Origin of the sequence: Citrobacter tructae (assembly GCF_004684345.1) — a bacterium.
Taxonomy (GTDB): domain Bacteria; phylum Pseudomonadota; class Gammaproteobacteria; order Enterobacterales; family Enterobacteriaceae; genus Citrobacter; species Citrobacter tructae.
This window is the reverse complement of record NZ_CP038469.1, coordinates 290,145-310,884: the sequence shown is the minus strand read 5'-3', so window position 1 is coordinate 310,884 and position 20,740 is coordinate 290,145. Positions and strand designations below refer to the sequence as shown.

20 protein-coding genes are annotated in these 20,740 nt (G+C 50.9%); 12 read left to right on the top strand and 8 right to left on the bottom strand.

Annotated features, from left to right (window positions below):
- Positions 1-45: 45 nt before the first annotated feature.
- Positions 46-624 (top strand): DedA family protein, encoded by a 579-nt coding sequence (locus E4Z61_RS02045; RefSeq protein ID WP_135321307.1) that lies wholly within the window; start codon positions 46-48, stop codon positions 622-624.
- Positions 625-642: 18 nt separating this feature from the next.
- Here E4Z61_RS02045 and mdtQ read toward each other — a convergent pair whose 3' ends face one another.
- Complete coding sequence (gene mdtQ, locus E4Z61_RS02040) at positions 643-2,082, bottom strand: multidrug resistance outer membrane protein MdtQ (protein ID WP_135321306.1); 1,440 nt, start codon at positions 2,080-2,082, stop codon at positions 643-645.
- A 169-nt stretch (positions 2,083-2,251) separates the two neighbouring features.
- Between mdtQ and E4Z61_RS02035 the strand changes: the two genes are divergently transcribed.
- Complete coding sequence (locus E4Z61_RS02035; RefSeq protein ID WP_135321305.1) at positions 2,252-2,986, top strand: class I SAM-dependent methyltransferase; 735 nt, start codon at positions 2,252-2,254, stop codon at positions 2,984-2,986.
- A 69-nt stretch (positions 2,987-3,055) separates the two neighbouring features.
- Positions 3,056-3,139, top strand: a complete 84-nt coding sequence (gene yohP, locus E4Z61_RS24305; protein WP_000698460.1) for a small membrane protein YohP — start codon at positions 3,056-3,058, stop codon at positions 3,137-3,139.
- Between the two features lie 56 nt (positions 3,140-3,195).
- Here yohP and dusC read toward each other — a convergent pair whose 3' ends face one another.
- The gene (gene dusC, locus E4Z61_RS02025; RefSeq protein ID WP_135321304.1) at positions 3,196-4,134 is read right to left on the bottom strand and encodes a tRNA dihydrouridine(16) synthase DusC; all 939 of its coding nucleotides are present in this window, start codon (positions 4,132-4,134) and stop codon (positions 3,196-3,198) included.
- A gap of 213 nt (positions 4,135-4,347) precedes the next feature.
- Between dusC and E4Z61_RS02020 the strand changes: the two genes are divergently transcribed.
- The 7 genes from E4Z61_RS02020 (at position 4,348) to preA (ending at position 10,267) form a co-directional block, all read left to right on the top strand.
- Positions 4,348-4,746 carry a CidA/LrgA family protein gene (locus tag E4Z61_RS02020; RefSeq protein WP_135321303.1) on the top strand — a complete coding sequence of 133 codons (399 nt, stop codon included), beginning with the start codon at positions 4,348-4,350 and terminating at the stop codon, positions 4,744-4,746.
- A complete protein-coding gene (locus E4Z61_RS02015) occupies positions 4,743-5,438 on the top strand; it encodes a CidB/LrgB family autolysis modulator (protein WP_135321302.1) in 696 nt (231 codons plus the stop codon). The genes E4Z61_RS02020 and E4Z61_RS02015 overlap by 4 nt, the downstream gene beginning before the upstream one ends.
- Positions 5,439-5,586: 148 nt before the next feature.
- Positions 5,587-6,471 (top strand): cytidine deaminase, encoded by an 885-nt coding sequence (cdd, locus tag E4Z61_RS02010; protein ID WP_135321301.1) that lies wholly within the window; start codon positions 5,587-5,589, stop codon positions 6,469-6,471.
- Between the two features lie 130 nt (positions 6,472-6,601).
- The gene (sanA, locus tag E4Z61_RS02005; RefSeq protein ID WP_016153714.1) at positions 6,602-7,321 is read left to right on the top strand and encodes an outer membrane permeability protein SanA; all 720 of its coding nucleotides are present in this window, start codon (positions 6,602-6,604) and stop codon (positions 7,319-7,321) included.
- Between the two features lie 2 nt (positions 7,322-7,323).
- Complete coding sequence (locus tag E4Z61_RS02000; protein ID WP_135321300.1) at positions 7,324-7,563, top strand: DUF2542 family protein; 240 nt, start codon at positions 7,324-7,326, stop codon at positions 7,561-7,563.
- 233 nt (positions 7,564-7,796) lie between these two features.
- Positions 7,797-9,038, top strand: a complete 1,242-nt coding sequence (locus E4Z61_RS01995; protein WP_135321299.1) for an NAD(P)-dependent oxidoreductase — start codon at positions 7,797-7,799, stop codon at positions 9,036-9,038.
- Positions 9,032-10,267, top strand: coding sequence for an NAD-dependent dihydropyrimidine dehydrogenase subunit PreA (preA, locus tag E4Z61_RS01990; RefSeq protein ID WP_135321298.1), 1,236 nt, complete (start codon positions 9,032-9,034; stop codon positions 10,265-10,267). Before E4Z61_RS01995 ends, preA begins: the two co-directional genes overlap by 7 nt.
- A 59-nt stretch (positions 10,268-10,326) precedes the next feature.
- Here the strand turns inward: preA and mglC are convergent, their stop codons facing one another.
- From mglC to folE, 6 genes are all read right to left on the bottom strand, one after another.
- Positions 10,327-11,337 (bottom strand): galactose/methyl galactoside ABC transporter permease MglC, encoded by a 1,011-nt coding sequence (gene mglC / locus E4Z61_RS01985; protein ID WP_003027393.1) that lies wholly within the window; start codon positions 11,335-11,337, stop codon positions 10,327-10,329.
- A gap of 15 nt (positions 11,338-11,352) precedes the next feature.
- A complete protein-coding gene (gene mglA / locus E4Z61_RS01980) occupies positions 11,353-12,873 on the bottom strand; it encodes a galactose/methyl galactoside ABC transporter ATP-binding protein MglA (RefSeq protein WP_135321297.1) in 1,521 nt (506 codons plus the stop codon).
- A 71-nt stretch (positions 12,874-12,944) separates the two neighbouring features.
- Positions 12,945-13,943 (bottom strand): galactose/glucose ABC transporter substrate-binding protein MglB, encoded by a 999-nt coding sequence (mglB, locus tag E4Z61_RS01975; protein WP_135321296.1) that lies wholly within the window; start codon positions 13,941-13,943, stop codon positions 12,945-12,947.
- A 296-nt stretch (positions 13,944-14,239) separates the two neighbouring features.
- Positions 14,240-15,262 (bottom strand): HTH-type transcriptional regulator GalS, encoded by a 1,023-nt coding sequence (gene galS, locus E4Z61_RS01970; RefSeq protein WP_135321295.1) that lies wholly within the window; start codon positions 15,260-15,262, stop codon positions 14,240-14,242.
- Positions 15,263-15,405: 143 nt separating this feature from the next.
- A complete protein-coding gene (gene yeiB / locus E4Z61_RS01965) occupies positions 15,406-16,563 on the bottom strand; it encodes a DUF418 domain-containing protein YeiB (protein WP_135321294.1) in 1,158 nt (385 codons plus the stop codon).
- 14 nt (positions 16,564-16,577) lie between these two features.
- Positions 16,578-17,246 carry a GTP cyclohydrolase I FolE gene (folE, locus tag E4Z61_RS01960; protein WP_012131616.1) on the bottom strand — a complete coding sequence of 223 codons (669 nt, stop codon included), beginning with the start codon at positions 17,244-17,246 and terminating at the stop codon, positions 16,578-16,580.
- 321 nt (positions 17,247-17,567) lie between these two features.
- Here folE and fghA point away from each other — a divergent pair, with 321 nt between their 5' ends.
- Both fghA and E4Z61_RS01950 read left to right on the top strand, forming a co-directional pair.
- Positions 17,568-18,404: an S-formylglutathione hydrolase gene (fghA, locus tag E4Z61_RS01955; protein ID WP_135321293.1), complete on the top strand. Its 837-nt coding sequence runs from the start codon at positions 17,568-17,570 to the stop codon at positions 18,402-18,404.
- A 340-nt stretch (positions 18,405-18,744) separates the two neighbouring features.
- Positions 18,745-20,730 (top strand): ligand-gated channel protein, encoded by a 1,986-nt coding sequence (locus E4Z61_RS01950; protein WP_135321292.1) that lies wholly within the window; start codon positions 18,745-18,747, stop codon positions 20,728-20,730.
- Positions 20,731-20,740: the final 10 nt, after the last annotated feature.

Genomic DNA, 20,740 nt, shown 5'->3' with positions numbered 1-20,740 from the left:
CATTCACAGGGTGTATGCTATGAGCGATGGAGGTCATACAAACGTATGGATATAAACAATCTTATTGCGCAGTACGGCTATGCGGCGTTAGTCATTGGCAGCCTGGCCGAAGGCGAAACCATTACTCTGTTGGGCGGCGTTGCGGCGCATCAGGGATTGCTCAAATTTCCGCTGGTGGTGTTCTCCGTCGCGCTGGGGGGGATGATTGGCGATCAGTTACTCTATCTGCTCGGTCGTCGTTATGGCGGCAAAATTCTGCGTCGTTTCTCGCGTCATCAGGCAAAAATACATTCTGCGCAAAAAATGATCCAACGGCGTCCCTACCTGTTCGTGGTCGGTACGCGTTTTATGTATGGCTTTCGGGTCATTGGCCCCCTGCTGATTGGTGCCAGCCACCTGCCGCCGAAAATCTTCTTACCGCTGAATATTCTCGGGGCGCTGGTCTGGGCATCGCTGTTTACCACGCTCGGCTACGTGGGCGGAGAAGTGGTTGCTCCGTGGCTGCACAGCCTTGACCAGCACATCAAGCATTGGATCTGGCTGGTTCTGGTTATCGGAATTATGGTGGCCGCCCGCTGGTGGATGAAACGGCGCCATAAACGAAAAACGGGCCCGACCGTCTGAATCTGCCGGGCCCACATGTCAGGACAGGTGGTATCCGCCACCCAGCGCGCTGGTCAACTGGATGGAAGCATCCAGCCACTGACCTTGTAGAATCAGGCCATTACACTGCTCACGCAGCGCCGGAATTTTTGCCTCGCTAACGCGGGAGCCTGCGATAATCCCAGCGTTGAACCGCGCCTGCGCAAGACCCACCACGCGCTGCGCATCATGTTCGATCTGCAGCTGATGCTGGTTTTTCTGTGCCAGCGTATCCACCTGAGTTGCCGCACGTGCGACATCATTCACCGCATCGACGACGGCTTTGTTGTAATTGGCAACGGTCAGGTTGCTCTGCGCTTTGGTGATGTCGAGGTTCGCGTTCAGCCTGCCGCTATCGAAAATCGGTAGCGTTAACCCGGCGGTTACCCCCATTTGCTGGGCGGAATGACGGAACAAATCGCTCAGGTGTAAGGCATCCTGCTGCAGAAAAGCCATCAGGTTGACGTCGGGATAAAACGCCGCTTTCGCCGCATCGATACTGCTCAGTGAAGACTCAATGTACCAGTGTGCTGCCTGCAAGTCGGGTCGACGGGCCAGCAGCGAATAGCCTAACTGGGACGGCAACTGGCTTTCGACTGCCGGCATCGCCGTGGAATGAAGCTTCAACGAAGTGGATTGCGTATTGGTCAGCGCGCTCAATCGCGCCTCGATCACCTTCATTTTCCCGTTGACGTCATTTAGCTGCTGCTCCGTTTTGCTGGAATCAATATCAGTCTCGACACCTTCTACCGAGGAAGTCAGGCCGTTTTGATACAGTTCGCGATCGACGCTAATGACGTTCTGCTGCTCAGTTTCGATCTGCGTCAGCACGGTTTTCAGCGCCGCCTGCGTCTGCCATTCCCAGTACAGACGGGAAACACCGCTCGCCAGCAGTTGGCGGGTTTGCTCGCGCTCTGCTTCACGTGCTTTAACAGCGCCAATACGTGCCGTCACCTCCGCCCGGTTCTTGCCCCACAGGTCCAGATTCCAGCCCGCAGTTAACCCCATGGTGCCATTGGTGTACCACGGTCCGGTGGTGCCCGCTGCGGGATCGGTGATGGCAAACGGTCCCATCAGCCCTTCGGCAGACATTTTCTGGCGCTCGACATCCGCCGAAAAATCAATCTGCGGACCATCCTGCGCCTCAACGGCCTTAGCCTGCGCCTCCGCCAGTTGAATACGCTGCTCTGCTACCTGCATATCAGGCGAATTCTTTAACGTGCTGTCAATCAGCGCATTAAGCTGGGCATCGTGATACGCCTTCCACCATTGGCTATCTGGCCAGCCATTTTTAAGTGCTGCAGGTAACGCGGAGTCAACATTTGCAGCAGGCGTCTGCTGTGAGAGCGACTGGCGGGTATCGTGCATCGGGGCGCAGCCCGCCATTAGAATAAAAAGCGGCAATAATGCCGTCGCGACAAAAACAGAATTACGATTCATGGAGATATACAGGTAAGAAATGATGTGCAGAGATTACGACTTGTCGCTTTTTCTTTTTTAGTTACGCGTGGCAATACATCTTTGGCAATAAAAATATATAATCGGAAAAATATACACCCGACAAATAATACAGATTAAATAATTTTAATAGTTTATGGATGGAGACATTATGTCACAGAATATCTATGACGACCCCGAGTTCTTTGCCGGATATGCCACGCTGGATCGCTCCGTAAAAGGACTCGACGGCGCCCCCGAATGGCCAATATTACAGGCGATGCTCCCTTCGTTGCAGGATAAGCGTGTTCTCGATTTAGGCTGCGGATACGGCTGGTTTTGCCGCTACGCGCGAGATAACCACGCCACAAGCGTCGTCGGTCTTGATATTTCAGAGAAGATGTTAGCCCAGGCTCGCAGCATGACGCCTGGAGAGGGAATTAAGTACCAGCGCGAAGATCTTGAAGCACTTACGCTGGCAGCAGATTCCTTTGAACTGGTTTACAGCTCGCTCGCCCTGCATTATTTACAGGATATAGAGCGGTTATTGGTAACGATTTACCAGTCATTAACACCGGGCGGAATGTTGGTCTTTTCTGCAGAACACCCTATTTATACGGCACCACTCACCCAGGGCTGGATAAAAGATAAAACCGGACAACTGTCCTGGCCGGTGAATCACTATCAGCAAGAAGGCGAGCGCATCAGCAACTGGTTTACTGAAGGGGTTAAAAAACAACATCGCAAGCTGGCAACCTGGATCAACGCGCTAATCAGCGCTGGGTTTGAGATTGTCTTTCTTGATGAGTGGGGACCGTCTGCCGAACAAATTGCCGCCAACCCCGCGCTGGATGAAGAGAAAGAGCGCCCGATGGTGTTTCTGCTCAGCGCACGTAAGCCTGCATAATTGAGCCTGTAGGCAGAGTTTTCAATAATTTCCTATACTCAGTCTGAACTCACCGAAAAGGGAAGGCTAATGAAAATTCTGCTGTGGGCTATTTTAATTATTTTTCTGATTGGATTGTTGGTAGTAACGGGCGTGTTTAAGATGATTTTCTGACATCAATGCCGGATGGCGGCGTAAACACCGTATCCGGCTTGCAAAACAATAGCCGGTTAAATCTCAATAGCCTGAATCGCGCGCGCGATATCCGGTGAATGATTAAGTACGCGGATTTCCTGAAATAACGTTGTGGCTTCAGCATACTCTTTACGCAAATACCCCAACCACTGCTTGATACGCGCCACATGATATAACCCGGTATCGCCCTGCTTTTCCAGCCGGGTGTATTTTTTCAGCAGTGTCACCACATCGGGCCACGGCATCCGTGGTTCGTTGTATTTCACGACCCGACTCAGGTTAGGAATATTTAGTGCCCCACGTCCGATCATCAGCGCGTCACAGCCGGTTACCGCCATGCAATCTTGCGCGCTCTGCCAGTCCCAGATTTCACCATTCGCAATAACCGGAATAGTCAGTCGCTGGCAGATCTCACCAATCGCCTGCCAGTTAATATATTCGGCCTTGTAGCCCTGCTCTTTGGTACGACCATGAACCGCCAGCTCGCTGGCACCCGCCTGCTGAACGGCATCGGCAATTTCAAACTGCCTGTCGCTGCTGTCCCAACCCAGACGCACTTTCACCGTCACCGGTAAATGGCCTGGTACCGCCTCACGCATGGCTTTTGCGCCCTGATAGATTAACTCAGGATCTTTCAGCAGCGTCGCACCACCGCCGCTGCCGTTAACCAGTTTTGACGGGCAGCCACAGTTCAGGTCAACGCCATACGATCCCAACTCAACCGCACGGGCCGCGTTCTCTGCCAGCCATTGTGGATGCTGTCCCAGCAATTGTATGCGTACCTGTGTGCCGGATGGGGTGCGGCTGTTGTTATGCAGTTCCGGGCAGAGCCGATGAAACACTTTTGCCGGTAGGAGTTGATCCACCACGCGCACAAACTCGGTGATGCACAAATCATAATCATTGACTTCGGTCAGCAGCTCGCGCACCAGTGAGTCGAGCACGCCTTCCATCGGCGCCAGTAATACACGCATATCGTCACCCGCAAAAAAAGAGGCGCTATGGTAACGTCTCTGTGCAATAGATTAAAGCACCGCAAACGGCGCACAGAGGTCGTCCTGTTGATTAGGGTTATTGCCCGATGTTCCAGATATCTATTTCCACTATGCTTAGAATTCATGATGTGATCGGTAGCACGTTTTTAAGTTTAATTGTATGATGAATGAGTTTCGTCAAGGGTTTCTACTATGAGCAAGTCACTGAACATTATCTGGCAATATTTACGCGCGTTTGTCCTGATTTATGCCTGCCTCTATGCGGGTATTTTTCTTGCCTCACTGCTGCCAATCACCATCCCTGGCAGCATTATCGGCATGCTGATTCTTTTTGTACTGCTGGCATTGCAGATACTGCCCGCGAAATGGGTTAACCCCGGTTGTTATGTCCTGATTCGCTACATGGCACTGCTGTTTGTGCCGATTGGCGTGGGGATCATGCAGTACTTTGACTTGCTACGCGCACAATTTGGGCCGGTTGTGGTGTCCTGCACCATCAGTACGCTGGTCGTTTTCCTGGTGGTGAGCTGGAGCTCGCACCTTGTACACGGTGAACGCAAAATCGTTGGGCAAAAAGGATCGAAAGAATGATGTCGTATATCTGGTGGTCATTACCCCTCACCTTAGCGGTATTTTTTGGCGCACGTAAGTTGGCGGCGCGGTTTAAAATGCCGCTGCTGAACCCACTGCTTGTTGCCATGGTGGTCATCATCCCTTTTCTGATCCTGACCGGTATTCCCTACGATCACTATTTCAAAGGCAGCGAAGTGCTGAACGATTTGCTGCAACCCGCCGTGGTCGCGCTGGCATACCCGCTGTACGAACAGCTGCACCAAATCCGCGCCCGCTGGAAATCCATTATTGCTATCTGCTTTGCCGGTAGCATTGTGGCGATGGTCACCGGTACCACGGTTGCGTTACTGATGGGGGCATCACCGGAAATCGCCGCGTCTATCATGCCGAAGTCGGTGACCACGCCTATCGCCATGGCGGTGGGCGGAAGTATTGGTGGCATTCCGGCTATCAGCGCCGTCTGCGTTATTTTTGTCGGGATCCTTGGTGCCGTTTTTGGTCATACCCTGTTAAATGCAATGCGCATTCGCACCAAAGCGGCGCGTGGACTTGCAATGGGCACCGCGTCTCACGCCCTGGGTACAGCACGCTGCGCGGAGCTCGATTACCAGGAAGGCGCGTTCAGTTCTCTGGCGCTGGTCATTTGCGGGATCATCACCTCGCTGGTGGCTCCCTTCCTGTTCCCGGTGATTTTGGCCGTGGTCGGCTAATCGGCATTTTTAGCTCATTTATTTGCGATGCGTTGCACATTTTTCATTTAAGTTTCATGAGTTGCACACACAATGAGATTCAGATCACATATAAAGCCGTAACAGGCCCGTAAACTACGATCCCATTACATTGTTATGAGGCATCGCCATGCATCCACGTTTTCAAACTGCTTTTGCTCAACTCGCGGATAACTTGCAATCAGCTCTGGCCCCTGTTCTGGCGGATGCGCATTTTCCCGCCATGCTGACGGCTGAGCAGGTCTCTTCGCTGAAACGCGAATCGGGACTGGACGAAGACGCGCTGGCATTCGCTCTACTGCCGCTGGCGGCGAGCTGCGCACGTACCCCGCTGTCCAACTTCAACGTTGGCGCTATCTCTCGCGGCATCAGCGGCACTTGGTATTTCGGTGGGAACATGGAGTTCCTTGGTGCGACCATGCAGCAAACCGTTCATGCCGAGCAAAGCGCCATCTGCCACGCCTGGCTGCGCGGAGAAAAGGGACTCGCCGCCATTACCGTCAACTACACCCCCTGCGGCCACTGCCGTCAGTTTATGAACGAGCTGAACAGCGGACTGGATTTACGCATTCATCTGCCAGGTCGTCAGCCTCTCGCACTGCGTGACTATCTACCGGACGCTTTTGGCCCGAAAGATCTCGACATCAAAACATTACTGATGGATGAGCAGGATCACGGTTTTACGCTGCAAGGTGATGCGCTGACCCAGGCAGCGATCGCCGCAGCCAACCGGTGCCATATGCCGTACAGCAACTCCCCAAGCGGTGTGGCGCTGGAATGCAAAGACGGTCAAATCTTCAGCGGCAGCTACGCTGAAAACGCCGCCTTTAACCCAACTCTGCCTCCGCTACAGGGCGCGTTAAACCTGTTGAATCTCAACGGATACGATTACCCGGACATTCAACGCGCCGTGCTGGCTGAAAAAGCCGATGCGCCGTTGATCCAGTGGGATGCGACATCCGCTACCCTGAAAGCATTGGGATGCAATAACATCAGTCGCGTACTGCTGAGTTAATTGCCTGATGACTCAACGCTTATCACGGCTGGATTGTTGAAAATCCCCTCAATCAGACTGCTGTTTCTTGCGCTACGCCGTCGGGTACAGTAGCCTGATTGAAATTCCATCCAAATAACGAGTTTTCTGCATGTTAAAGCGCGTGTTTTACAGCCTGTTAGTCCTGGTTGGCCTGCTGCTGTTGACTGTGCTTGGCCTCGACCGATGGATGAGCTGGAAAACAGCCCCCTACATCTACGACGAATTACAGGATTTGCCTTACCGCCAGGTCGGCGTGGTCTTGGGCACAGCGAAATACTATCGCACCGGCGTCATTAACCAGTATTATCGCTACCGTATTCAGGGTGCATTAAACGCGTATAACAGTGGTAAGGTAAATTACCTGCTGCTCAGCGGCGACAATGCCCAGCAAAGCTATAACGAACCGATGACGATGCGTAAAGATCTGATTGCCGCAGGCGTCGATCCGGCTGACATCGTGCTCGATTACGCCGGGTTCCGTACGCTCGATTCGATTGTGCGTACCCGCAAAGTATTTGATACCAACGATTTCATCATTATTACTCAGCGATTCCACTGCGAGCGCGCTTTGTTTATTGCGTTGCATATGGGCATTCAAGCCCAGTGCTATGCGGTGCCTTCGCCAAAAGATATGCTCACTGTGCGGGTACGTGAATTTGGCGCCCGTTTTGGTGCACTCGCCGATCTCTATATTTTCAAACGTGAACCACGCTTTTTAGGCCCGCTAGTACCCATTCCCACTATGCATCAGGTACCGGACGATGCACAGGGCTACCCGGCGGTTACGCCTGAACAATTACTCGAACTACAAAAAAAACAAGGAAAATAAGCATGGATGTGCAAACCCTCTTCGTCGTTTTGGCCTTTCTGTTAATCCCTGTATTTTGTTTCCGTGAGGCATGGAAAGGCTGGCGCTCCGGGGCCGTTGATAAAATAAAGAAGAACGCAAGTGAACCGGTTTATGCTTATCGTAATCAAGAGCCGCTGCAATTTTGGTCCTACGTGCTTGTTTACGCCGGATGTGGGTGTTTATCCTTCGGCATGGTTATTTATTTAATCTTTTATCGATAAAGGTCATTTATTAATATTAGCGCTTGAGAATAGCTAGTATTATGAGAACAATTACCATTTCAATGTAAGGGATTAATGCTGCAAATCAGTATTTCCCTTTTGCCCTCCTCTATTTGTGAATCCTTTCACAGAATACTCACCCAGCAATGCTTAGCCTTAAGAATAACTTTTTAATTTTTCTATTTTGTTATTAACAGTTCGCCTTAATTTACTCAAGCATTAAGGAAGAAAATATGCCACAACAAAATTATCTGGATGAGCTTACACCTGCATTTACCCCTTTATTAGCAATAAAAGAGGCCTCCCGCTGTTTATTATGCCACGACGCCCCCTGTAGTCAGGATTGCCCGGCGCAAACTGACCCAGGAAAATTTATCCGCTCCATTTATTTCCGCAATTTTAAAGGCGCCGCCGAAACTATTCGTGAAAATAATGCGCTCGGCGCCGTTTGTGCCCGGGTCTGCCCAACCGAAAAATTATGCCAGCGCGGATGTACGCGTTCAGGTATTGATAAACCTATCGATATTGCACGTCTGCAGCGCTTTATTACCGATTTTGAACAGCAGACCGCAATGAAAATTTACCAGCCGGCGACAAAAACATTGGGTAAGGTCGCGATTATCGGCGCAGGTCCGGCTGGATTGCAAGCCAGCGTCACACTGAGCAATCTTGGTTATGACGTCACTGTCTACGAAAAACAGGCGCAGCCTGGCGGCTGGTTGCGCTATGGCATTCCAGAATTTCGCCTGCCGAAATCGGTGTTGGATCTCGAGATTGCCCGTATCGTTGAAATGGGTGTCACCATCAAGTGCAATTGCGAAGTCGGTAACGCACTCTCGATTGAACAACTCAAAACTGAAAACCGCGCAGTTCTGGTCACGGTGGGGATGTCTTACGGCTCCACGCTGCCCATATTTGACCAAGCGAAAAACGTCGAGATTGCTGTCGATTTTCTGCAACGCGCCCGTAAGAACAGTGGCGATATTTCCGTGCCGCAGAGTGCGTTAATCATCGGCGGTGGCGATGTGGCCATGGATGTCGCCAGCACGCTGAAACTCCTCGGCTGCCCGTCTGTCACCTGCGTCGCACGTGAAGAACTGGACGAATTCCCCGCCAGTGACAAAGAGTTCACCAGCACGCAAGCGTTAGGCGTATCGATCATCGACGGTTTCACGCCGGTAAATGTCGCCGGGAATAAAGTCAACTTTAAGCATGTTCGACTGCCAGGAGAACTCACGCTTGAAGCCGAACACATTATTCTCGCCGTCAGCCAACATGCTCAGCTTGATAATTTCGCGGCGTTAAAGCCAGAACGCAATATTATCAACACGCACAATTATCAAACTGTCGACCCGCTTCTGTTTGCAGCAGGCGATATTGTCAAAGGCGATAAAACCGTGGTGTACGCCGTAAAAACAGGAAAAGAAGCCGCTCAGGCCATTCATCACTATTTAGAGGGGGCTTGCTCATGTTAACGAAAGATCTTTCTATTACCTTTTGCGGCGTCAAATTCCCTAACCCGTTTTGTCTCTCTTCTTCTCCGGTGGGCAACTGCTACGAAATGTGCGCCAAAGCCTATGATACTGGCTGGGGCGGCATTGTTTTTAAAACCATCGGTTTCTTCATTGCCAATGAAGTCTCCCCGCGATTTGATCATCTAACAAAAGAAGATACCGGCTTTATTGGCTTCAAAAATATGGAGCAAATTGCCGAACATCCGCTGGAAGAGAATCTGGCAGCCATTCGCAGGCTGAAACAAAACTACCCGGATAAGGTGCTGATTGCGTCAATCATGGGGGAAAATGAACAGCAATGGCAGGAGCTGGCACGTCTGGTTGAAGAAGCCGGTGCGGATATGATTGAGTGCAACTTCTCGTGTCCGCAGATGACATCACATGCGATGGGCAGCGATGTTGGGCAAAGCCCTGAGCTGGTCGAAAAATATTGCCGGGCAGTAAAACGCGGTTCTTCCCTGCCGATGCTAGCCAAAATGACGCCGAATATTGGTGATATGTGTGAAGTGGCTCTGGCGGCTAAACGCGGAGGTGCTGACGGTATCGCCACCATCAACACCGTTAAATCCATCACCAATATCGACCTGACCCGGAAAATCGGCATGCCGGTGGTCAACGGGAAATCCAGCATTTCTGGCTATTCCGGTAAGGCGGTAAAACCCATCGCGCTGCGCTTTATCCAACAACTGCGCACGCACCCCGAACTGCGCGATTTCCCAATTAGCGGCATAGGCGGTATTGAAACCTGGGAAGACGCCGCCGAGTTTTTACTGTTAGGCGCGGCTACGCTGCAGGTGACCACCGGGATCATGCAATATGGTTATCGGATTGTGGAGGATATGAGGAGTGGGCTGTCGCACTATCTTGCCGATCAGGGATTTAATTCACTGGAAGAGATGGTCGGCCTTGCCAATGCCAATATCATTCCGGCTGAAGATCTTGATCGCAGTTACATCGTCTACCCACATATCAACCTCGATAAATGCGTCGGCTGCGGACGCTGTTACATCTCCTGCTATGACGGCGGGCATCAGGCGATGGAATGGAATGAGCAAACCCGTACCCCACACTGCAACACCGAAAAATGCGTGGGTTGCTTGCTATGTGGTCACGTTTGCCCGGTCGCCTGTATCGATCTGGGTGAGGTGAAATTCAAAACAGGTGAGAAAGAGCACACGTTAACGCTGTAACGTAAGACACAAAAATCCCGGTGCAGAATTCTCTGCACCGGGATTTTTGTTTTACCGCGTTATTTCTTACGCGCGTATTTCAAGGAATCCAGCGCGACAGCGAATATGATGATGCCGCCCTTAATAATGTACTGCCAGTAAGGATTCACGCCGATGTAGGTTAAACCATAGTTGATGACGGTGAAAATTATCACACCGGTCACCACGCCGAAGACCGTACCTACCCCACCGCTGAACGACACGCCGCCTACCACGCAAGCTGCAATCGCATCCAGTTCATACATAAAACCGAGGTTGTTAGTCGCCGAGCCGATACGCCCTGCTTCCAGCAAACCACCGAAGGCGTAGAACACCCCGGACAGCGCATAGATAATCAGCAGGTTCAGCGCAACGTTAACGCCCGACACTTTCGCCGCTTCCGGGTTACCGCCAATGGCGAAAATGTTTTTACCAAAGCGGGTCTTGTTCCACAGCACCCAGACAAAGGCTACCGCAATCAGCGCATAGAAGGTGATGTAAGAAAGTCGGAAACTGCCCAGTGCAATAAAGCCCTGCGCAAAGGTTGAGAACCCACTGTCAAAACCAGAAATTGGCGATGCGCCGACAAAGTCGTAGTACAGGGAGTTAATCCCGTAAACGATGATCATCGTGCCGAGGGTAGTGATAAACGGCGTCACGTTCAAGTAAGCAATGATAATGCCGTTGACCAAGCCGATAATGGCACCAATGACGCAGACAATCAGCACCACCACGATGATTGGCATGGTGGCCATTTCCGGGAACACCTTGTTGGCGTTCTCCATCGACTGCAATAACGTTGCCGCAACCACCGCCGCCAGTCCGACCTGACGCCCGGCTGACAGGTCAGTCCCTTGGGTGACAATCAGTCCGGCAACGCCCAGCGCGATAATAATACGCACCGAGGATTGCGTCAGAATGTTACTCAAGTTCAGTAAACTTAAGAATGTGGGGTCCTGGAAAATAATAATGGCCAGCAGAACCAAAAGAACAACGTAAATTCCGCCTTCTTTCAGATAAGTAAGAAAACTTTTCTTATTTAACGCACTCATGAGGAGCCCCTAATCTTAAAGGTGCAAAGACGCAAGACGGAGGATTTCGTTTTGCGTTGTTGTTTTAGTGTCAACAATTCCAGCCACGAGACCGTTGCTCATAACCAGAATACGATCGGTAATACCCAGCAATTCCGGCATTTCAGAGGAAATAATAATTATCCCCTTCTCTTTTTTCGCCAGTTCAGCAATTAACTGATAAATTTCAAATTTCGCACCAACGTCGATTCCGCGCGTGGGTTCATCCAGCATCAGTATCTCTGGTTGTGTTAACAACCAACGACCAATAACCACCTTCTGCTGATTACCGCCGGAAAGTGAACCAATTTGCGTACGATGTCCCGGCGTTTTTACCCTCATCGAATCAATAACCCATTGGGTATCGCTCTTCATGCGGGAATTATCCAGCAGACCAACTTTATTTTTATAGTTTTGGATATTAGAGATTAACGAGTTAAACCCAATATCCAGATAGGCATAAATACCGGTTGAGCGGCGCTCTTCCGTAACCAGCGCAAAACCATGGTTAATGGCTTCATTCGCACTGTGGTTATTAATTTTTTTGCCGTGGAGTGTAATCGTACCCGATGATTTCTCCCGAATACCAAACAGGGTTTCCACGATATCCGTGCGTTTTGCGCCGACCAGACCAGCAATCCCGAGAATTTCCCCTTTGTGCAGATCAAAAGAGATATCACGAATCGACGGTTGACGCAGAGACGTCAGGTTTCGCACCTGCAGAATCACTTCACCTGGCGTATTGTCTTTGTCCGGGAATCGTTGGTTCAGCGAGCGACCAACCATCATGGCGATGATCTTATCCATATCCAGCCCTTCCAGCGGCTGGGTCGCAATCCACTGGCCATCGCGCAGCACGGTAATTTCATCGCACAACTGGAAGATCTCTTCCATCTTGTGAGAAATATACACGATGCCACATCCACGCTCTTTCAGTTTGCGGATGATGGTGAACAGATGATTAACTTCTTTCTCGGTTAACGATGAGGTCGGTTCATCCATAATGACGATTTTGGCGTCATACGAAAATGCTTTGGCAATTTCAATCATCTGCATTTGTGAAACGGATAATGTGCCGACGCGCGCACGCGGATCGATATCAATATCCAGCTCATCAAATATTGCTTTGGTGTCACGGTACATTTTGTCCTGATCGACAAACATACCTTTGGTGGGATAGCGACCCAGCCACATATTGTCCATCACTGAACGTTGTAATACCAAGTTTAATTCTTGGTGTACCATCGAGATACCGTTTTCAAGTGCTTCTTTAGCAGAATGAAAATCGATTTCTTTACCCTGGAATAAGATACTGCCGGAATCTTTTTGATAGATCCCAAAAAGACATTTCAATAATGTCGACTTTCCAGCACCATTCTCGCCCATCAGGGCATGAATAGAATGTGGGCGGACTTTTAAATTGACATTATCAAGAGCCTTAACGCCGGGAAAGGACTTGTTGATGCCGCTCATTTCCAACAAGTATTCGCCTGACGACTGAGTATTAGTGCTGACCATAATTATACCTTGTTGGCCTTGCAAAGCGTGTTATTAAGGGCGCAATGAAATTGCGCCCACAGACGGAGATCTTATTTATTGGTGAACTCGGCCAGGTTGTCTTTGTCGACACCAACATAAGGAATACGAACGATTTTATTCTCGATTTTCCAGCTCGTACCATCAGCGGCACCTTTGCCGGCAGCCAGGTTTTTCGCCAGATCGAAGGTAGCTTTCGCCTGGTTGTTCGCATCGTTCAGCACGGTACCGGCCATAGCGCCAGATTTCACCAGTGCCAGCGCTTCTGGCAGCGCATCCACGCCAAATACCGGAACGCTGGTTTTGTTGTGCGCTTTCAGTGCTTCAACTGCGCCCATCGCCATGGCATCGTTGTTGGCGATAACCACTTCAATTTTGTTGGCATTTGGGCCGGACATCCACGCATCAACTTTATCTTTCGCCTGAGCGGTATCCCACATGGCGGTGTCTAACTGCAGCTGCTCAGTTTTAATACCTTTGTCGTTCAGCTCTTTAATCACGTAGGTGGTACGTGCTTCAGCATCCGGATGTCCCGGCTCGCCTTTCAGCAGAACAAACTGAATTTTACCGTCTTTGTTCAGATCCCAGTTCGGGTTCGCCGCCCAGTGCTTAGCAATCAAATCACCCTGAATGATGCCGGATTCTTTAGAGTCAGTACCGACATAGAAAGCTTTGTCATAGCTGTCCAGCGCTTTGCGAGAAGGCTCTTTGTTAAAGAACACAATAGGGACGTTCTGACCGCGAGCTTTCTCAATGACCGTGCCTGCCGCTGCCGGGTCAACCAGGTTGATCGCCAGGGCTTTAACACCTTTTGCCAGCAACACATCAATCTGATCGTTTTGTTTAGACTGATCGTTCTGGGAGTCATTCATCAGCAGTTGTACATCCGGCGCCGCTTTGGCATCTTTTTCGATAGCTTTACGAACCACAGACATAAAGTTATCGTCATACTTATAAATCGTCACACCAATGCGGGTATCAGCAGCGTGCGCAGCCGCGCCGAATAACATGCTTGCCATTACAGCAGACAGGGTCAACACCTTCTTATTCATGGTATCTCCGGTTTTATTATGCAGGGTAGTACTTGAGATAAATGCTCGGCGAGGCAGAACGTTACTAATCTGTTACTGAACGCCGAAGCTCACTTTTAAAAATATTTCTTCCGTGTCTGGCAACGCTCCAAAAACAGGCTTTAATTATCGTTTAAGACGCCTATACCTCGATGAAAATGATTATTCACCGTTACATAGTAGTTACAGCGCAACAAACAGTGTCATCATAGCTATCGCATTGTTAAGATACTGTGAATTTACTCACATATTGAAAGCGGTTACACAGCTCGATATTATCAGTTAGTGATCGGTGCCGCATTCTGCCGCAATGCCACAGAATGACGACGCACCAGTGTTGGCATAAAGCAGTGTGTCCCCGCAGGATCCAGCGTTCCGGCAGCGCCTTGTAGCGCCAGCTCTGTCGCCATTTTCGCCATTGACGCAATGGGATAGCGCACGGTGGTCAGCTGAGGATCGGTGTAACGAGCAATGGGAATATCATCGAAACCGATGATAGAAAGGTGTAACGGAATGGCGATGCCGTTGTCTTTTAACGCCGTCAGCGCGCCGGCAGCCATATTATCGTTGTAGGCGAAGACCGCCGTCAGCTGCAAATTGCGCCCCAGCAGTTCCACCATGGCTGACTCTCCCCCCGGCATATCAGGTGAACCAGTACCAACCCAGCTTTCCGCAGGCGTAATGCCGTGTTCTTGCAACGCACTCATCCAACCTTCTTTGCGCATCGCATCATCTTCAATACGGTGGCTTGACGCCAGGTAGCCGATACGTTGGTGCCCGTTTTTAAGCAGCATACGGGTCGCCATTTTGGCCCCGCTGATATTGTCCAGACAGACGCAACGATGGGCGTAACCCGGGACGATGCGATTGATTAGCACCATGCCTGGGATGCTGTCCATAAACTCGCTGAGCTCGCGATCGCTTAGCGCTTTTGAGTGGACAATCAAGGCATTACAACGTTGGCGAATCAAGACTTCAATGGCATGACGTTCTTTTTCAGCTTCATGGTAACTGTTGCCAATCAGCACATATTTCTGGTGCTGTTGAGCCACCTGATCCACCGCTTTCACCAGCGCACCGAAAAAAGCATCAGATACATCCATCACCACGACCCCAATGGTGTCGCTCACCTGCGTCGCCAGCGCTTGCGCATTGGCGTTGGGTCGATAGCCTAATTGCGTCACAGCCTTCATTACCGCTTCACGGGTGTCAGGACTCACCAGCGCACTGTTATTCAGTACGCGGGATACCGTCGCTACAGAAACGCCAGACTGCCGTGCCACATCACGTATGGTTACCATATTCACTGCCCTGTTTAAGATTGCGGTTGCCCACGGACACCCAGTCTGGCTATTTTGTCAGCACGAGGTACAGGACTGCGTGAGTCATGTCACAGGAATGAAAACGGTTACATCCATTTTGTTAATGAATGTGATCCAGATCGTTATCTGGATGTTCGCGGTAATGATGTCCCTGCAGCACGCAGGGTTAATTGACGCCATAGCCACTCTACCGGACCCTGCCGATAAAAACGTAGCCAAATGACAGAGAAAAACAGGTTAACGGCCCAGACAGGAATTACAAAATACAGCAGCGTCAGCCGGTCAAATTGCATAAATAAACCGAACTGATAAAACAGCGTGGTACAGATAAGCGTCTGCAACAGATAATTGGTCAGCGCCATGCGCCCTACGCAGGCAATGGCGATAACAATTTTGAAGCGACTAAGCTGCGGCCAAAAACCAAACATCAAAGCAGCGTAGCCGACGGTCTGAAAAGGCGCGCTCAGTTCACGCGGGGCTTGTAACAGGAAGGCACACCAGCGATACGCCCACTCCAGATGCCACTGCAGCATAATCGCAGGTAGATTGATGGCTATTCCTGTCGCCACCAGCAGCACACCTGTACGTCGATAGTGCCGCAAGCTGTACTGGCCTTTCAGCCAGCCGCTGCGCATCAATGCCGCACCAAGCAGCATCATTCCCGCCAGTTGCCAGCCATACTGTGCCCCCAGAGCCAGCAGACTGTTCGACAGCATATCCACACGATTACTGACCGCTTCCATGCCGCCATTAATTTTCCAGTATTTTTCATACAGCAACGCGGAAGCATCCGGCGTCCAGGCCCGGCTGGTTTCACTCCCGGAAATAACGCCCAGCAGCAGCAGTACGCCAATCCCCACCAGATAGAGCAACACGCCTGTATTAAACAGACTTTTTACCGAGGGAGCATCGCGGATCAGCCGCCAGCAAATCAGGCCGATTAAGCCATACGCCAGCAGGATATCGCCATCCCAGAAGAGTAAGCCGTGAATAAAGCCCAATAAGACCAGTAGTGTCAGCCGCGACTGGATCCAGCGTTTACCGCGCGGGAGCAGCATTTGCAGGCCCGCGCCAAACAGCAGAGCGAAAAGCGTGAGGAATTTTACCTGCGCGAAGAGATCGAGCACCGCCCAGGTCCAGGCGTCCGATAAGGTAATGCTGCCCGACCAGGCCGGATTCAAATATGCCGCCTTTGGCAAACCAAAGGCGCTGATATTGAGAAGCAGGATACCGAGGATGGCGACGCCACGAATAAAATCCAGCGTGACATTACGCTCCATGGTCCCTGTCCTGGTCAGTTGTGGTGACGTACAGCGCGCAGGAATTCCTGACGCGTATTCTGGCTGGACTTAAATAATCCACCCAGTGAGGTGGTGGTAGTCGCGCTGGTCGCATCGCGAATGCCGCGCGCTTTCACGCAGTAATGCACCGCATCAATCGATACCGCCACATTATTCGTCCCCAGCAGCGTTTGCAGCGCGGTTAGAATTTGCTGGGTCAGACGCTCCTGCACCTGCGGACGCTGGGCGAAGAATTGCACAATGCGGTTAATCTTCGACAAACCAATCACTGAATCTTTCGGGATGTACGCCACCGTCGCTTTGCCATCGATAGTGACAAAGTGATGTTCACAGGTGCTGGTCAGCGTGATATCGCGCACTGTGACCATCTCATCAACCTTCATTTTGTTTTCAATGACGGTGATTTTCGGGAAGTTGGCGTAATCAAGACCAGAGAAAATCTCATCAACATACATTTTCGCAATGCGATGTGGAGTTTCCATCAGGCTGTCATCGCTCAAATCAAGATTGAGCAATTGCATAATCTCGGTCATATGACCGGAGATAAGACGTTTGCGCGTTTCGTTATCCATCTCATGCACGGGCGGGCGCAGCGGTGTTTCGAGACCACGCGCGACCAGCGCTTCATGAACCAGGGCCGCTTCTTTACTGAGTGATGACATTTATTTTTCTCCTGCAGGTGTGGCGCCTTCGCCCTGCGTGGGGCAAAGTTTTTAAGCTGGGAAACAGCCAGAACATTGTGCGTGAGGCGGCGCACATAATCCAGTATTCACCGCGATAATTATTGAAATTGGCACAGCCTTTCAGCGTACAGATTTCACTTATTGTTCAGACCAGTGACATTGAGTGTTAATGCAACGTTATACAGATGATGAAGTATGTTTGCCCAATGCGGAAGTGAAAGTTACTCACAGCGCCATGAATAATCTGTATTATGGTGAATTCGCAAACATATTCAGGTTCAACACAACAAGGAGCCACGCATGGAAATGCTCGAAGAGCACCGCTGTTTTGAAGGCTGGCAGCAACGCTGGCGTCATGATTCCGCCGCGTTAAACTGCACCATGACCTTCAGCATTTTTCTCCCGCCGCCGCGCAATAACACCCCGCCTCCGGTACTGTACTGGTTATCGGGTCTGACCTGTAATGATGAAAATTTCACCACCAAAGCGGGCGCGCAGCGTATTGCTGCTGAGCTGGGGATTGTGCTGGTGATGCCAGATACCAGCCCACGCGGTGAACAGGTGGCCAACGATGATAGCTACGACTTAGGCCAGGGTGCCGGTTTTTATCTCAATGCCACGCAGCAGCCATGGGCTACGCATTTCCGCATGTATGATTATTTACGTGATGAACTGCCGCAGCTCATTCAGTCACAGTTTAACGTCAGCGAACGCTGCGCCATCAGTGGGCACTCCATGGGCGGTCACGGTGCGCTGATTATGGCGTTGAAAAATCCTGGAAAATACACCAGCGTTTCCGCCTTCGCGCCGATCGTAAACCCCTGCCGCGTACCGTGGGGTGAGAAGGCTTTTAACGCCTATCTGGGCGCGGATAAGTCTCTATGGGCAGAGTGGGATAGCTGCGCGTTGATGTTATCCAGTAAGCCAGAAGATGCGATTCCAACGCTGATTGATCAAGGTGATAGCGATCAGTTTCTTGCCGATCAGTTGCAGCCAGCGGTGCTGGCCGAAACGGCGCGTCAGACCGCATGGCCGATGACGTTACGCATCCAGCCAGGCTACGATCACAGCTATTACTTTATTGCGTCATTTATTGAGGATCACCTGCGCTTTCACGCCCAATATTTGCTGAAGTAACGCCTGAGTGAGGGCGGCAGCCCTCTTCATTTCTCCATCATTCCTTCACTTTTTCTCCTTTTTTCTTTCTTCATTATCTTATTGATTTAAAAGGCTTTCACTTTAAATTACATCAAACACAAATGATTTCTATTATCATTTGTGTTTACAAAAATTCATACTTTTGTACAATCCTCTCCGCCTCTTTACTGAAAAGAGTCCTTAAAAGACAAATACATACAATTGTCATGGCCTTTCACATGACACGCAGTTCAGTACCCGCAATAGTTCGGGTTGCAACAGCCAACGCACCTGCAGCTTGAAGTATGACGGGTAAATTCATTTAAATGGAATGATACAAATGACTATACCTCACGTTAAGGCTGTTGCTGTCGCAGTCAGCGCGGCATGCCTCCCATCACTCGTCTATGCAACTAACCAGGATACCGTGGTGGTCACCGCCACCGGGTTCGAGCAAAAGATTCAGGACGCCCCCGCCTCTATTTCTGTGATCACCAAGCAGCAAATTGAGGATAAAGCCTACCGTGACGTCACCGATGCGCTCAAAGATGTGCCTGGCGTCGTCGTTACAGGCGGCGGCAGTAGCAGTGATATCAGTATTCGCGGGATGGCTTCGCAATACACGCTCTTCCTGGTCAATGGGAAGCGCATCAGCACACGAGGAACACGCCCTAACAGCGATAACTCAGGTATTGAACAAGGTTGGCTACCGCCGCTGGAATCGATCGAACGAATCGAAGTGATCCGTGGTCCCATGTCATCGCTTTACGGCTCCGATGCGATGGGCGGCGTGATTAACGTGATCACCAAAAAAGTGTCGAATACCAAAGCCTGGAGCGGTTCCTTACACGGTGATGCCACCTTCCAGGAAGACCGCGATTCCGGCGATATTTACCAGACTAACGCCTATGCGTCCGGGCCGCTGATTGACGGATTGCTCGGCGCAAAAGTCACCGGTTTATTCTCTCACCGTGCAGAAGATGAAATCGTCAATGGCTACAACGAACAGCGTATGCGTAACGGGGGATTAACCCTGAACTTTACGCCGGATGATAAAAACGACATTGATTTCGATTACGCACGTGAACTGCAGGATCGCGACAGTACGCCTGGCAAATCAATGGCAGAAGAAAGCTGTCGTAACGGGAGCTGTAAGCCAAACAGCAAAAGCGAAAATAAGTATGTGCACACCACCTATTCAGTGACCCACAGCGGTTACTACGACGACTTCAACACCACCAGCTATGTTCAGCAGGAGGAGACCGATAATCCAGGTCGCCAGATGAAGTCCTACAACACCATCTTTAACAATCAGAACCAGATTTTCCTCGGGGCGCATACTCTGACGGCGGGTGGGCAGTACCGTTATGAAAAACTGCGCGATAACGGTAACCAGCTACAAGCGGCTGATGGCCTGAATAAGCTGACCCGCTGGAGCTGGGCGCTGTTTGCGGAAGATGAATGGGCGGTGACCGATACCTTCACGCTGACCGGCGGTCTGCGTATGGATAAAGATGAAAACTACGGTGATAACTGGACGCCGCGCGGCTACGGTGTATGGCATCTCAGCGATCAATGGACGTTGAAAGGCGGTGTCTCTGCGGGCTATCGTGCACCGGATCTGCGCCAGTCGTCAGCAAGCTGGGGACAGGTGACCGGCGGCGGCCGTCTGAACGGGATCATTGTGGGCAACCCGGATCTGAAACCGGAGAAGAGCCTGAGCGAAGAAATTGGCCTGCTGTGGGATAACGGCAACGACCTCAACGCGGGTGTGACGCTGTTCAACACCGACTTCAAAGACAAGATCACTGAAGTTCGCCGTTGTAACAGCAGCGCCGATCCAGCCTGCACCATCGGCAATACCCACTATGACTTCGTCAGCGATCGCGTTAACGTCGATAAAGCCAATATGCGTGGCGTAGAATCCACCTTCGGCTGGAAAATCACCACCGATCTCAACTGGACGGCAAACTACACCTACACCGAATCTGAACAGAAAAGCGGTCAGTTCTCCGGTCAGCCGTTAAACAAAATGCCGAAACATATGTTTAACACCACGCTGGACTGGCAGGCAACGCAGGATCTCGGTTTCTGGAGCCGTCTAAATCTACGCGGGAAAACGTCTGAGTATCTGAGCCGTACCTCGATGGCACAGGGAACACCGTCTTATACCCAGGTCGATGTCGGTGTACGTTACTACGTGAGCAAAGATGTTCTCGCCACCGCCGGTGTGTACAACGTGCTGGATAAGCAAATCGATTACGATACCTACGACACCATACTCGATGGTCGTCGTTACACGGTTGGCCTGACGTATAACTTCTAAGTTCGGCCCA